The 14,733-nt window shown below is 51.0% G+C and carries 9 protein-coding genes; 8 read left to right on the forward strand and 1 reads right to left on the reverse strand.

The genetic code is table 11. The features are described 5' to 3' along the window. The first annotated feature begins 122 nt into the window (after positions 1-122). From clpB to IEY24_RS23155, 3 genes are all read left to right on the forward strand, one after another. Positions 123-2,726, forward strand: coding sequence for an ATP-dependent chaperone ClpB (clpB, locus tag IEY24_RS23145; protein ID WP_188936515.1), 2,604 nt, complete (start codon positions 123-125; stop codon positions 2,724-2,726). 213 nt (positions 2,727-2,939) lie between these two features. Then, complete coding sequence (locus IEY24_RS23150; RefSeq protein WP_188936518.1) at positions 2,940-3,491, forward strand: type 1 glutamine amidotransferase domain-containing protein; 552 nt, start codon at positions 2,940-2,942, stop codon at positions 3,489-3,491. A 113-nt stretch (positions 3,492-3,604) separates the two neighbouring features. Further along, positions 3,605-5,110, forward strand: coding sequence for an ATP-binding cassette domain-containing protein (locus IEY24_RS23155; protein WP_188936525.1), 1,506 nt, complete (start codon positions 3,605-3,607; stop codon positions 5,108-5,110). 103 nt (positions 5,111-5,213) lie between these two features. On the opposite strand, the gene porQ is transcribed toward IEY24_RS23155, so the two are convergent. Beyond that, positions 5,214-6,266, reverse strand: a complete 1,053-nt coding sequence (gene porQ / locus IEY24_RS23160; protein WP_229222916.1) for a type IX secretion system protein PorQ — start codon at positions 6,264-6,266, stop codon at positions 5,214-5,216. Between the two features lie 85 nt (positions 6,267-6,351). Between porQ and IEY24_RS23165 the strand changes: the two genes are divergently transcribed. From IEY24_RS23165 to rbp, 5 genes are all read left to right on the forward strand, one after another. After that, complete coding sequence (locus IEY24_RS23165) at positions 6,352-7,911, forward strand: acyl-CoA carboxylase subunit beta (protein ID WP_188936531.1); 1,560 nt, start codon at positions 6,352-6,354, stop codon at positions 7,909-7,911. 165 nt (positions 7,912-8,076) lie between these two features. Continuing rightward, on the forward strand, positions 8,077-9,354 hold the full coding sequence (locus IEY24_RS23170; protein ID WP_188936535.1) for a Gfo/Idh/MocA family oxidoreductase: 1,278 nt from the start codon (positions 8,077-8,079) through the stop codon (positions 9,352-9,354). A gap of 50 nt (positions 9,355-9,404) precedes the next feature. Then, the gene (locus IEY24_RS23175; protein WP_188936536.1) at positions 9,405-12,842 is read left to right on the forward strand and encodes a 3-keto-alpha-glucoside-1,2-lyase-like domain-containing protein; all 3,438 of its coding nucleotides are present in this window, start codon (positions 9,405-9,407) and stop codon (positions 12,840-12,842) included. Positions 12,843-13,163: 321 nt separating this feature from the next. Continuing rightward, positions 13,164-13,997 (forward strand): SMP-30/gluconolactonase/LRE family protein, encoded by an 834-nt coding sequence (locus tag IEY24_RS23180; RefSeq protein ID WP_188936538.1) that lies wholly within the window; start codon positions 13,164-13,166, stop codon positions 13,995-13,997. 42 nt (positions 13,998-14,039) lie between these two features. Further along, positions 14,040-14,717 carry an RNA-binding regulator gene (rbp, locus tag IEY24_RS23185; protein ID WP_188936540.1) on the forward strand — a complete coding sequence of 226 codons (678 nt, stop codon included), beginning with the start codon at positions 14,040-14,042 and terminating at the stop codon, positions 14,715-14,717. Positions 14,718-14,733 lie beyond the last annotated feature (16 nt).

Consider the following 14,733-nt stretch of genomic DNA (forward strand, 5'->3'; position numbering starts at 1 on the left):
TCTTGCCATTTTGTCCGAAACAATCCACTCATGTCACTCTTTTGAGACAAAATTTCCGATTTGACAGCTCGGCACACCCTTTTTCACGTTCAGTTGTATCCATTAACAAAGCGATCAACGCCATGAACTTTAACCAATATACTATTAAGGCGCAGGAGGTGATCCAGCACGCGGCCCAGATGGCGCAGGGCAACCAGCAGCAGGCTATCGAAACGGGACATGTGTTGAAATCCATTTTGGAGGAAGACCCCAATACGTCGTTATTTTTACTGAACAAGCTCAATATCAGCGCAGAGATACTTAACAACCGCCTGCAAAAGATATTGGACGGCTACCCGCATGTGAGCGGAGGCCAGCCCTACCTGGGCAACGACATGGCCGCCGCCAGTGGCAAAGCACAGAACTATCTGAAAGAATTCGGGGACGAATTTATCAGTATCGAGCTGCTGATACTGGGTATACTGAGCGGAAAAGACGCCACAGCCAACCTGATGAAGGAGCTGGGATTCAAGGAAAAAGAACTGATCAATGCTATCAAAGAACTTAGAGGAAAGAATAACCCTGTGAAAGATCAAAACGCAGAAGCCAAATACCGCTCCCTGGAACGGTACAGCAAAAATTTGAATGAGCTGGCCAAAGCCGGTAAAATCGACCCGGTAATCGGCCGCGACGAAGAAATCAGGCGGGTGTTGCAGATTCTCAGCCGCCGTACGAAAAACAACCCCATCCTGCTCGGCGAACCGGGGGTGGGTAAAACCGCCATTGTCGAGGGGCTCGCGCAGCGAATTGTACAAGGCGACGTCCCCGAGAACCTGAAATCGAAAACCATTGTGTCGCTTGATATGGGGCTCTTGATCGCCGGTGCGAAATACAAAGGTGAATTTGAAGAAAGGCTGAAAGCGGTTATTAAAGAGGTAACCGACTCAGAAGGCGAGATCGTCCTGTTTATCGACGAAATACACACGCTGATCGGCGCGGGCGGCGGTGGCGAAAGTGCTATGGACGCTGCTAACCTGCTGAAACCGGCCCTCGCCCGGGGTGAACTGCACGCGATCGGCGCCACCACGCTGAAAGAATATCAGAAATACATGGAGAAAGACAAAGCTTTGGAACGTCGTTTCCAGGCTGTGATGGTGGATGAACCTACTATTCCCGACGCGATCAGTATCCTCAGGGGGATTAAAGAAAAATATGAATTACACCACGGTGTCCGCATTCAGGACGACGCGGTAATTGCGGCAGTGGAGCTTTCGAACCGATACATTAGCGACCGCTTTCTGCCCGACAAAGCCATTGACCTGATGGACGAGGCCGCTTCCAAGCTCCGTCTGGAAATGGACAGCGTACCCGAGGAGCTCGACGAACTGAACCGCAGGATCATGCAGCTCGAAATCGAACGGGAGGCGATCCGTCGCGAGAATAATAAAGACAAGGAAACTGTCCTGAACAAGGAAATTGCCGACCTCAGCGAGCAACGCAATGCACTCAAAGCGCAATGGGAAAATGAAAAAGGCAAGGTCAACGAAGTTCGTGCATTAAAAGAGCAAAGCGAACAGTTACGCCTCGAAGCAGAGCAAGCAGAACGTGCGGGAGACTTCGGCAAGGTGGCGGAGATCCGTTACGGCCGCATTCCCGAGGTTCAGACCAAATTGGAAGAACTTCAAAAATCCGAGAATGCGGAAAGCCTCATGCAGGAAGAGATCACGCCGGAAGATATTGCGGAAGTGGTAGCGAAATGGACGGGCATACCTGTCAGCAAAATGCTGCAAAGCGACCGTGAAAAACTGCTGCAACTGGAAGAGCATTTGCACCAGCGGGTAGCAGGCCAGAACGAGGCGATCGAAGTCGTTTCCGACGCCGTACGCCGCAGCCGTGCAGGTTTGCAGGATGCGAAAAGGCCCATCGGCAGCTTTCTCTTCCTTGGCCCGACCGGCGTGGGCAAAACCGAACTGGCGAAAACTTTGGCGGAATACCTCTTCAATGACGAGAATGCCATGGTACGGATCGATATGAGCGAGTACCAGGAGCGCCACGCGGTAAGCCGCCTCGTGGGTGCCCCTCCGGGATATGTAGGTTACGACGAAGGTGGCCAGCTCACAGAAGCCGTGCGGCGCAAGCCTTACAGCGTGATCCTGCTCGACGAGATAGAAAAAGCGCATCCGGATGTCTGGAATATCCTCTTGCAAGTGCTCGACGAAGGCAGGTTGACCGATAATAAAGGCCGTGTTGCGAATTTCAAGAACACGATCATTATTATGACGTCCAACATCGGCAGCCACATCATTCAGGAGAAGTTTGCGGAAGATGAAGGCTGGAACCACACACTGGTCATGGAGGAAGCCAAACAGGCCGTGCTCGATCTGCTGAAAGCATCGGTAAGGCCCGAGTTCCTGAACCGGATCGACGAGATCGTGCTGTTCGAACCATTGACCCTGAAAAACATCCGCAAAATTGTGGATATCCAGTTCAAAGGCATTCAGAATGTGCTGAAAGAACAGGGAATCACGCTGGATGCGACCGACGAGGCGCTTACCAAGCTCGGTGAAGACGGTTTCGATCCGGCATTTGGTGCGCGTCCGCTGAAACGGGTACTTCAAAGAAGAATCCTGAATGAATTGTCGAAAGGCATTCTGAGCGGACAAGTTGCGAAAGATTCGGTGATCATGATGGAGCTCGATGCAAAAGGTGAGCTGGTCTTCGAAAACGTCGGGAGCGTAGAAATATAATCAGGGAATAATGCTAATACAGAGGGCGGCAGCGATGCCGCTCTTTTTGTTTTCCCCAAATCGTGAATTGCCGCATGCCCCATTCCCACGTTGTGGAAGCTATGCATCGCCCGTTCACTGCGTGCTCGACCCAAACATAAGCCAACTTTTTGGCATAGTTTTTGTGCAATTAATTGTTCTTATAATCTAATCTTCTAATCTACACCTAAATCCATGGAACAATTGCTTAATATAATCAAAGTCGCTATACTGGTTGCCGATGGATTTGAGCAAGTGGAGATGACCTGTCCCAGAAAAGTCCTAAACCAGCATGGAGCGACCACCCACGTTATTTCGCCCAACAAAGACATTGTGAAAGGATGGAGCCATGTCGATTGGGGCGAAAACCACCGCGTGGACGTACCGCTCGAAATGGCACGTGCCGAATATTACGACGCGCTCCTGCTTCCGGGCGGGGTTATGGGACTCGATGCATTGCGGATCAATCAAAAGGCAGTTGACTTCGTCCGCTCATTCTTTTTTGCAGGGAAACCGGTAGCGGCAATCTGCCACGGCCCTCAAATCCTGATCGACGCAGACGTGGTACTGGGCCGCACGCTTACTTCGTATGCAGCCATCCGCCACGACCTCGAAAACGCAGGCGCAATATGGGTGGATCAGGAAGTTGTGACCAACAACGGCCTCATTACAAGCCGGAAAACCGACGATCTTTCTGCTTTCGTTGAGGCGATGATCAGGGAATTCAATATGGAATTGCATCATTGACCGCACCGGCCACTGATTCAAACGCTTAGCAAGGGCATCCGGCAACGGATGCTCTTTTTTTTCTTTTTAAGGCTAAAATTTTGGTATTTGCCCCTTCATTACCTGGTTTTCGCATGACACTCATTTCACTTCAAAACGTATCCGTCCGCAAATACGAATCAACGGTCCTTTCTGAAATCAACTGGAATATTGAACAAGGGAAAAACTGGGCGATAGTGGGCCCGAACGGCTCCGGAAAATCGGTGCTGTTGGAAGTAATAGCCGGGAAATGGCCAGTTCTATCCGGCAAAATCGCATACGACTGGACGCCCCCCGTCCGCGAAAACATCGAACTCGTATCGAACGATTACTCGTTCAACCGTATCGTGAGCGCAGGTGCCGAATATTACCAGCAACGCTTCCACGCATATGAGTCCGAGCGCGCGCCCAGCGTGCGGGCGATCCTGACCGACCAGCTGAGGCCCGTAGGCACGGTGGATGATAAATCCGTGAAACTGGCCCCCTCGAAGGTCAGTGAGGAAGAACTGGCACGTGTGAGCGGGTTGCTATCCATTAGCCATCTGCTCGACCACCCGTTTGTGACACTTTCCAATGGTGAAACAAGGCGAATGCTTTTGGCAAAATCATTGTTGAAAAAGCCCAAGGTGCTCATGCTCGACAATGCATTCAGCGGCCTCGACGTGCATTCACGCGAGGTGCTCCGCAATGCACTAACTGAATTGACCAAACACGGGGTAACCATCATGATGGCTACCACTGCTACCGAAATCCCGCCCTGCATTACCGATGTACTGGAACTCGAAGCTGGTAAAATAGCGGCGAAAAAGCCGGTGGCCCGGTTCAAAACTGCCGGAGCCCATGCCGCCCACTTTCCACAGCCCGATCCGCAGAAGCTGGCGCATTTCGGTCATCCAGACTTCACTGACTTTCAATATGCACTAGATTTGAGGAATATCCGTGTCAAATATGGAGAAGATCAAATTCTTGATGGTGTAAACTGGAAAATCGCGAAGGGTGAGAAATGGGCATTATCCGGCGCTAATGGTTCCGGCAAATCAACTTTGCTGAGCGTTATCACCGCCGACAACCCGCAGCGGTTTGCGAATGATTATGATCTGTTTGACCAAAAACGGGGTGGCGCAGGCGCTTCCATTTGGGATATTAAGCAGAAAATCGGCCACGTTTCGCCCGAACTACATTTGTATTTCCCAAGAAATACGACAGTTTTCAAAACCATTGCATCCGGTTTTTTCGACGCTACCGGCGTGTTCTTTAAAAAACTCACCGAAACCCAGATCGAGCGCGTGCACGAAGTGGCCGAACTGCTTCACGTGCATGAACTGATCGAAAAAGATTTTTCACAACTCTCGAAAGGTCAGCAAAGAATGGTACTGCTGGCCCGGGCATTGGTAAAAAACCCGCCATTGCTCATCCTCGACGAGCCTTGCCAGGGTCTGGATAGCGAGGCGATCGACTATTTCAAATCCGTGGTAAATGCGATTTGCGATACCGATCAACGGACATTAATTTATGTTTCGCATTATCCTAATGAAATCCCGAGCTGTGTAACGCGGTATTTAAAACTCGAAAACGGGAAAGTGGCGAACGGTCAGGTATAGTCAGGTGTTGTCAAGTGTAGTCAAGTATTGTTTTAATTGACTAATGACTATTCCTGACCAAACATGACCATTCTTGACCTAACGACGACCAGTCCGCAGTGCGTCATTTCACAAACCCATTTTTCAAATTCATGACAATTGAAATGGAGCTGCTGCCAAAACCCGGCACATATTGGGCACGGCCGTAACCGATTTCAAACCTTTTAATACGTAACCAGGCGCCGAATGAGAAGCCTGCCAGCGCGCCGCGATTGACCAAACGGAGCTCCTGCCTTCTCAAATGGTCGTAGCCGAGGAGGATGCGGAAATTGGGATGCGCCAGTATTTCTGCTCCGAGTGAAAGGTGCCTGCCCAGTTTTTCGGCAATACCAACCTTTTTAGGAAGTTTGTTTCCATTAATATCATAGGTATAGAACAGGTTCGGATCATTGTAAACCATATCAAACCGATTTAAGTGATGCGCCGTTAGCGACACCCTGATTGGCATATATTCAGGCTTAAAAGTTACTCCGACCCTGATGTCCAACGGCAGCACCGGCTCGTTTCCGCCATTGTAATTCTGCTTTAAAAAGCCGAAGTTCTTGGCGACGAAACCGATCGTCAGGTCTTCCCGCGGGTGCCGGAATGTAGCGCCCCAGTCGAATGCCATTCCCCAGGTCTGGTAACTTTCGATAGACGCTCCTACGAATTTGGCTGTTGCACCTAATGTGAATGCGCCTAGTGTATGTCCATAGCCGGCAGATAACCCATAATCAGCCGCGCGAAACTCCCCTACCACGTTACCTATGTCGTCGGTTTCCTGCATCGTTCCGTAGTTCAGGTATTGCAGCCCTACCGCCCAGATGCCGCCGGTTTTGCGGAACCGGTTGGCATAACCCATATTCACAAATTTCGTATCGGCCAGGTAAGGCATCAGATTCAGCGATACATTATTAATTTTGGCGGAGTCGACCAATGCAGGATTTTGGAGAAATAATGTGGGATCGTTGCCTTGCGCGGTAATATGGTTGGAACCCAGCGCGGTACTGCGCGCCTGGGCGGGTAATTGCAGAAAATCGAGGCGGGTACGGCCGCCTGTAACCTGGGCAAATGAAGCATTCCACGACGAACAGAGCCATGTGATCAGAAAAAGCAAACTGCAGCCTGGCGACCTCATAAACATCCAATAATTTCCCGAATCATTAAAATGACGCTATATTTATAACCGTTCACCAACAAATGTAACCATATCCCCGCATTACATGGAATCCCGATCAGCCGCCGTTTCAAAAAAAGAACTTTTAGACCAAAAAAATGCTGAGGCGGAGCTGGGCGGCGGTGAAAACAGGATTCAGGCACAACACGCCAAGGGTAAGCTCACGGCCCGAGAACGCATTTCCATTCTGGTCGACAAAGGTTCTTTCGAAGAAATAGGCCGGTTCGTGATGCACCGCAGCAAGGATTTCGGGCTGGATAAGGAGCATTACCTCGGCGACGGCGTAGTCACCGGCTATGGCAAAGTGAACGGCCGGCTCGTATATGTTTTCGCCCAGGATTTCACGGTTTTCGGCGGGTCGCTTTCGGAAACCCATGCCGAGAAAATTTGCAAACTGATGGACCTGGCCATGAAAAACGGCGCGCCGCTTATCGGCTTGAACGACTCGGGTGGCGCCCGCATTCAGGAAGGTGTGCTTTCGCTCGCAGGCTACGCGGATATTTTTTATAAAAACACATTGGCTTCCGGCGTAATACCGCAAATCTCTGCCGTAATGGGTCCGTGCGCAGGTGGTGCCGTGTATTCGCCCGCAATTACCGACTTCGTTTTAATGGTCGAGAATACCAGCTACATGTTTGTAACCGGCCCGAACGTCGTTAAAACCGTCACACACGAAGAAGTAACTTCCGAAGAGCTCGGCGGCGCCATGACGCACGCAACGAAATCGGGCGTGACGCATTTTGTTTCGGCCAACGAAGTCGAATGCCTGCTGTCCATCAAAAAATTGCTGAGCTACATGCCGCAGAACTGCGAAGACGATGCGCCGCGTTACCCCTACACCCCCGGCGACGAACTCCGCCCTGCATTAAATACACTCATTCCCGAGAATGCGAACCAGCCTTACGACATGCGGGAGGTGATTACAGAACTTTCTGATCCCGACAGTTTCTTCGAAGTACACGAGCATTTCGCCGAAAATATCGTCGTAGGCTTCTCGCGTATTGCCGGTCGGAGCATCGGCATTGTGGCGAACCAGCCCGCCGTGCTTGCAGGGGTCCTCGACATCCATGCCAGCCAGAAAGCGGCCCGTTTCGTACGGTTCTGCGACTGTTTCAATATTCCGTTACTGGTTTTGGAAGATGTGCCCGGATTTCTCCCCGGCACCGACCAGGAGTGGAATGCGATCATTACCAACGGCGCGAAACTGCTTTATGCATTCTGTGAGGCCACTGTTCCGCGCATCACGGTAATCACGCGCAAGGCATACGGGGGCGCGTATGATGTGATGAATTCCAAACACATTGGCGCGGATATGAACTTCGCGTGGCCTTCCGCTGAAATCGCGGTGATGGGCGCAAGCGGCGCGGCTGAAATCATTTTCAAGCGAGAGATTGCGCAGGCTGAAAATCCGGCAGAAAAGTTGCAGGAGAAAATCGACGATTACACCCAGAAGTTTACCAATCCCTACCGTGCCGCACACCGGGGTTATATCGATGAAGTGATCTACCCCGACCAGACCCGCGCGAAGCTGATCCGCGCCTTCGAAATGCTCGAAAACAAGGTTGACGTGCTACCAAAAAAGAAGCACGGAAACATTCCGCTGTAACGAGCACGCAGCGCGTATTGCCTGTTTTTCTCTACTTTCTTACCGTTTTCACAGTCTTACTTCATTAATATCAGGTAATGCCGGGCAATACTTTGGCACATTCTGAATATTGTCCTAATTTCACAAGTACTTAACCATCATTTTTTCCTAAAAGAACCTTAACGAATGAAAGAAGAGAAAGGAACTTCGGCGTCCTCCCGGAGGAGCTTTATCAAAGGCTCACTGGCGACGCTGGCAACGTTTTCGATCGTTCCCCGCCATGTGCTGGGGAAAGGTTACCTCGCCCCGAGCGACACGCTCACCAAAGCCATCGTCGGCACCGGCTCCATGGGCCGAGGCCATATCCCTTACGCAGGCACCAAAGTGGTTGCATTGTGTGATGTGGATAAAAGGCACCTCGACATTGCGGTTAATATGGTCGATAAGGGCGTCAAAACCTTTTCCGACTACCGCGAGCTGATCCAACTCCCCGAGGTGGACATTGTTCATGTGGCCACTCCACCACATTGGCACGGCATTATCGCCGCCGACGCTGCCCGCGCCGGCAAGGATGTGTGGTGCGAAAAACCCATGACCCGTACAATCGGTGAAGGAAAACGCCTCGTCGAGGCCGTTCAACAACATGGAAGGGTATTCCGGCTTAATACCTGGTTCCGTTTTGAAAGCAATTTCTACGGAATGAATACCACTGTCAAACCTATTAAGAAACTCGTTCAAAGCGGCTTGCTCGGCTGGCCATTGAAAGTGACCGTGAGCAAGCATACCGGTTTCGACTGGAAATTTTATTGGGTAGGTAAAACAAACAATGCACCTCAACCGGTACCGGCCGAGCTCGACTATGATATGTGGCTCGGACCTGCGCCTTACAAACCATACAGCGAACACCGCGTGCATCAGACCTTCCGCGGATACTGGGATTACGACGGCGGCGGCCTCGGCGATATGGGCCAGCATTATATCGACCCTATTCAATATTTCCTTGGGAAGGACGATACCAGTCCGGTGAGCGTGGAAGTGGATGCGCCTCAGCAGCATACCGAAGCCGTGGGTACGTGGCGCCGCATTACTTATACCTATGCCGATGGCTGCCAGATCGTGCTCGACGGTGAGGCTAAGGACGATAAAGTGGCGTACATCGAAGGCCCGAAAGGCAAGTTGTACCAGAATTTCAAATCAGATATCCCCGATCTGGAAAAGAAACTCGCCGCATTCCCCGATCCGGAGCCGCAGGTTACCGACTTCGTGGACGCTGTTAAAAACCGCAAAAAATTCGCATTGAACGAAGAAAACGGTCACCGCTCCTGCACGATCGTGAACATGGGCCTCATCGCACTACGCCTCGGCCGTTCGCTGAAATTCGACCCGGACAAGCAGGAATTTATCGACGACGAAGGTGCAAACCGGCTCATTAACCAGCCCATGCGCGCTCCCTGGACCATTTAAGAACTTAACAGCTAAGCTGCAAGCTGCGGCTCACAGCACCGGCATATCCGATGAAAAAAAGACTATACCCTATTTTAGCCCTTTGCCTGGCAACCTCCCAGCTGATGGCCCAAACCGACAATTCGCTAGACGCCAAAGTCAAGGCGGTTTTGTCGAAACTCCCGTCCCAGAATGAAACGGCATTAAAGAAAAACATGGAAGAACTCGCGCAGCTCGGCAAACCGGGCCTCGTGCAGATCGCCTCCATGCTGACGCCGCCGGGCAAAGGGGACAACACCAAAATCCAGTTCGCATTGGGCGGATTTACCTATTATGCCTCACAAGCTGGCAAAGAGGCATTGCGGAAAGACGCTGCCGAAGCCTATGGCGAAGCATTGTCCAAAGTAAATGACCCCGACAGCAAGAATTTCCTTATTTACCAGCTTCAAACCGTTGGCAAGGATGAATCGGTAGAGGTTTTGAAGGGTTATCTCAAAGACGAGCGACTTGCTCAGCCTGCCGCACGGACATTGTCGCGTATTGGCACACCGGCGGCCGGCGCTGCATTGCTGCAAGCATTGGGTAATGCCAGTGGAAGCGCGCAACTAGCCATTACCGAGGCATTGGGTGATGTTCATTATAAAGAAGCTGCACCCGCTATCGAAAAAAACGCAGCCAGTTCCGAGTTGAACCTGCGTAAGGTAAGTTTGTACGCGCTTTCAGAAATCGCTGCTCCTTCGTCGGAAGGCATTCTGGCGGGAGCTGCGCAGAAAGCATCTTACGGTTACGACGAAGCCGATGCTACCGCCGTTTACCTGAAATACCTGGCGCGCCTGGCTGCGAACGGCAACAATGCCCCGGCCGAAAAAGCTGCGCTGGCCTTAATCAAAGCTACGCCCGACGCAAAACAATCCGCCACGCGCTCTTCTGCGCTGACGATTTACTCGAATATCAAAAAGAGAGAATCCGTACCTGTGCTGGTAAGCGCCCTGCAAAGTACCGACGCGCAATACCGTGCTGCGGCATTGAAACTGGGACAGAAATACCTGATGGCCGACGGCACAACACCCTGGCTGAATGCATATAAAAAGGCCAACCCGACGGTACAAGCCGAGATCATCACCATGCTGGGCCGTGCGGAATCGAAAGATGCGCTGCCGGTAGTTTTGAAAGCGCTGACTTCGAAGGATAGCAAAGTAAAAACTGCTGCTATCTGGGCAGCTGGGAGAATCGGACAGGAGAGCAGTGTCGCCAAACTGATCCCGGTTTTAAAGACGGCTAATGCGGATGAAATCGCAGGAGTTAAAAGCAGCTTGCTGACAATCAAAGGTGCTTCGCTGGTAGACCAGGTGGCAACAGCCATCCCTACGCTTCCTGCTCCCGCACAAGCCGCGTTGATCGACGTGCTTGCGGCGCGTGAAGCGAGTTCAAAATTACCGGTTGTTTCGGCACAATTGAAGAATACGAACCCGGAAGTACGGAAGGCGGCTTTCAGCGCATTGAAATCGTTGGCAACCGGCAATGATCTGCCCCAATTGTATTCGCTATTAAACAGCGTTAACACAGCCGAAGAAGTAACGGCAACACAAATGGCGATCAACGCGGCCATTAAAGAAAGCGGCGATACCAACAGCCAGACAGAAGCGGTTTTGAGGCAAATACAGGCTTCTCCTGCCGATAAACAAGGCAACTATCTTGCGGTGCTGGCGGGTATTGGCGGCAAGAAAGCATTGGCATCGGTAGTTGAAGCTTCCACCAAAGGGGACGCAGCTAAAAAGAAATCGGCTATCGCGGCACTTTCCGCGTGGACTGATGCAAGTGCGGCGAAGGAGTTGCTTGCCATCGCAAGGAGCACCAATGATACCGACGATTTCAATTCGGCTTTGACAGGTTACGTGGCTGCAACGGCCAAATCGGGCAAGACAGCAGCCAATAAAGTGATTATGCTGCGCGAAGCGTTGGCTATCGCCAAAACGGATGTGCAGAAAGAAGCCATTCTGAAAGAATTGGGAAGAAACCGTACTTTCAATTCCCTGCTGTTGGCTGGCCAATACATGGATAATGCGGGTACGCAGCAGGCCGCAGCACAGGCGGTAATGAACATTGCATTGGCTAACAAAAATCTGTACAGCGCTGAAATCCGCGAGCTTTTGACCAAAGCAGCTCCCATTCTGAAAGGCCAGGACGCCGATTACCAGAGAGAATCAATCCGCAAACATCTGGCGGAATTGCCTGCCGGGGAAGGCTTCGTTGCCCTGTTCAATGGCAAAGATCTTTCGGGATGGAAAGGTTTGGTGCAAAACCCGATCGCCCGGCGCAAAATGAGCGCCGACTCACTGGCTTTCAAACAGAAAAAAGCAGATGAAGCGGCATTCAAGGATTGGTTTGCCAAAGATGGCGAGCTGGTCTTCTCTGGTCATGGAGATAACCTTTGCACCGTGAAGCAATACGGCGATTTTGAAATGTACGTCGACTGGAAAATCCAGAAGGACGGCGACGCGGGCATTTACCTCCGCGGTACTCCGCAGGTACAGATCTGGGATACCTCACGCGTGAGCGTAGGTGCGCAGGTGGGCTCGGGAGGACTTTATAACAACCAGAAGAATCCAAGCAAACCTTCGAAAGTGGCCGATAATGCGATTGGTGAATGGAATACCTTCCATATTACCATGATCGGCGACCGCGTGTCGGTGGATTTGAATGGCGAAAATGTAGTGGATAATGTGGTGCTGGAAAACTACTGGGACCGTAACCTGCCTATTTTCGCCAAAGAACAGCTTGAATTGCAGGCGCACGGTAACGAAATCCATTACCGCGACATTTACGTCCGCGAAATCCCGCGTCCGGAATTTACACTACCCGAAGCGGAGCAGAAAGACGATTTCAAAGTGCTGTTCGATGGTACCAATATGTTTGAATGGGTGGGCAACAAAACCGACTATTTCATCCAGAATGGCGAGCTCGTCGTTGACCCCAAAAAAGGCGGAAAAGGCAACCTCTACACCAAAGACGAGTATAGCGACTTCGATTTCCGTTTCGAGTTCCAGCTTACGCCGGGTGCCAACAATGGTTTGGGTATCCGCACGCCCATGGAAGGCGATGCTGCTTACGTAGGAACCGAAATCCAGATCCTCGACAATGAGGCGGAGATTTACAAAGATTTGCATGAATATCAGTACCACGGCTCGGCCTATGGCATTATTCCTGCCAAAAGAGGCTATTTGAAACCACTTGGCGAATGGAACTATGAAGAAGTCCGGGTACAAGGCTCGAAAATTAAGGTGACCCTGAACGGAACGGTAATCCTCGACGGCGACCTCGCCGAAGCCAGCAAGAACGGCACCGTCGACCACAAAGAACACCCGGGACTGAAAAGGACCAGTGGTCACCTCGGATTCCTCGGACATGGCTCCGAACTCAAATTCAGGAACATCCGCATTAAGGATCTCACCAAAGTGGTGCCGGAACCTGTCGAGACAGGAAAGAAAAAAAGCAAGAAGAAAAAATGATTTGAGAAATGCCCTGCTATTTGCGGGGCATTTTTACTTTCGTAGTGATTGGCGACGAATTCAATTATCTGCTCAACCCGCTATTCGTAGAGCCCGGGCGTATTCCATTCAATCGGATCGCGATTTCATTTACGATGTCAGATTAATTTATAGAAAAAAATTAAAAAATGTCCCCTTGGATCACTTTGGGCAATTTTATTTAGCTTTGATATAATAATCAGAAAATCAAGATCAAGAAAAGTAAATAAGCCCAATTTAGCCCTTGATATGAAAATGAATTGCTGTTCGTAACCGACAGATCTATTTTCAAAATCAAACTCTATGAAAACCAAACATTTCCTGCTCTCAACGCTCCTGGCCTCATTCTCAGCCCTATCAACTCAGGCCCAACATTCGCTTACCCAGCTGTGGTCTTCAGAAGCCACGCTGCCGGTTCCCGAGTCGGTGCTGTACAGTGCGTCGGGCAAAGCGATTTATGTGGCACAGATTGACGGCAAGGCCGGTGAAAAGGATGGCAAAGGCGGGATCGCGAAAGTAGGCCTGGATGGCAAGATTATCGCGCAGGACTGGGTAACCGGCCTGAACGCACCGAAGGGAATGGGTATCAAAGGAGGCAAATTGTTTGTTGCGGACGTTACCGAGGTGGTGGAAATCGATATTAAATCGGGCAAGATCGACAAGAAACACGAGATCGAAGGCGCCAAATTCCTGAACGACCTTACCATCGATTCCAAAGGCACTATTTACGTCTCGGACTCGGATACCAAGAAAGTACACGCAATCAAGGACGGTAAGGTTTCGACCTATTTTGAAGATCTGACCCGCCCGAACGGTTTGCTGGCAGTAGGCAGTGACCTATTGATCGCCGATAGCGGCACTTTGAAAAAATTGACTCCTTCCAAACAAATTACAGTTGTAGCCGAGGGAATGGACAAAAGTACCGATGGTATTGAGCAGGTGAAACCGGGGGAATACATCGTTTCGTGCTGGGCTGGTGTGATTTATTACGTTAAATCCGATGGAACAACCGAGAAACTGCTCGACACGAGCGCTGAAAAAACAAACTCTGCGGACATCGGTTACGACCCCGCTAAGAAGATCGTCTACGTCCCGACGTTCATGAAAAACAATGTCGTGGCATATCAATTAAAGTAAATATATTTATTACATCTAAATCAATAAAAAACAAGGCGTTTCATGGACATTTTTGTTGGGAGTCTTTCTTTTAAGTTAAAGGAAAGCGAGCTGCGTGAAGCTTTCGAGAAGTACGGCAAAGTTAGCTCGGCGAAAATTATCATTGACAAGATCACGCGTCAAAGCAAAGGTTTCGGGTTTATAGAAATGCCCGATGAAGTGGAGGCCAGAGCCGCCATCAATGCATTGAATGGGGCAGACATGTATGGCAGACCACTGGTTGTGAATGAATCCCAAAAGAGAGAACCCAGAGGCGACAGCGGAGCTCCCCGCCCAGATACGCGCAGCCGGGAAGGCTTCAACCGGCCACGACCGGCGGGAAACGACGCACCAGGTAGCAGCAGAACACCGTATTCGTCAGACAGGAGTATAGGAAGGGATTCAGCCCGGCCACTGTCGCTTGACGATGACGACCAGGACGACGACGACGCTCCAAGCACCCCGACCAGGCCCGCGGAACGCAGCTTTGGCGACCGGAGCTTTTCAGGTGGAGCCGGACCCAACTTCCGCCAGCCCGACAAGCCCCGCGACAAAGGACATCACGACCGCGGACATGACCACAACCGTCACCAGGGAGGAGGTAGGCCCAAAACAGAGGACCGCTACTCCACTAAAAAAGGCGGAGGCGGTTCTAAGGATTATGGCCGACGGTTCGGCAGCAGCGACGACGATTGGGATTGATAACATAAAAAGAGAG

This window comes from Dyadobacter endophyticus (assembly GCF_014641595.1).
Classification (GTDB): domain Bacteria; phylum Bacteroidota; class Bacteroidia; order Cytophagales; family Spirosomataceae; genus Dyadobacter; species Dyadobacter endophyticus.

What these genes read in the sequence shown, in the direction of transcription:
- IEY24_RS23175 (WP_188936536.1), top strand. Translation starts at nt 9,405, where the DNA reads ATGAAAAAAAGACTATACCCTATTTTAGCCCTTTGCCTGGCAACCTCC.
- IEY24_RS23180 (WP_188936538.1), top strand. Translation starts at nt 13,164, where the DNA reads ATGAAAACCAAACATTTCCTGCTCTCAACGCTCCTGGCCTCATTCTCA.
- IEY24_RS23155 (WP_188936525.1), top strand. Translation starts at nt 3,605, where the DNA reads ATGACACTCATTTCACTTCAAAACGTATCCGTCCGCAAATACGAATCA.
- clpB (WP_188936515.1), top strand. Translation starts at nt 123, where the DNA reads ATGAACTTTAACCAATATACTATTAAGGCGCAGGAGGTGATCCAGCAC.
- rbp (WP_188936540.1), top strand. Translation starts at nt 14,040, where the DNA reads ATGGACATTTTTGTTGGGAGTCTTTCTTTTAAGTTAAAGGAAAGCGAG.
- IEY24_RS23150 (WP_188936518.1), top strand. Translation starts at nt 2,940, where the DNA reads ATGGAACAATTGCTTAATATAATCAAAGTCGCTATACTGGTTGCCGAT.
- porQ (WP_229222916.1), bottom strand. Translation starts at nt 6,266, where the DNA reads ATGAGGTCGCCAGGCTGCAGTTTGCTTTTTCTGATCACATGGCTCTGT.
- IEY24_RS23170 (WP_188936535.1), top strand. Translation starts at nt 8,077, where the DNA reads ATGAAAGAAGAGAAAGGAACTTCGGCGTCCTCCCGGAGGAGCTTTATC.
- IEY24_RS23165 (WP_188936531.1), top strand. Translation starts at nt 6,352, where the DNA reads ATGGAATCCCGATCAGCCGCCGTTTCAAAAAAAGAACTTTTAGACCAA.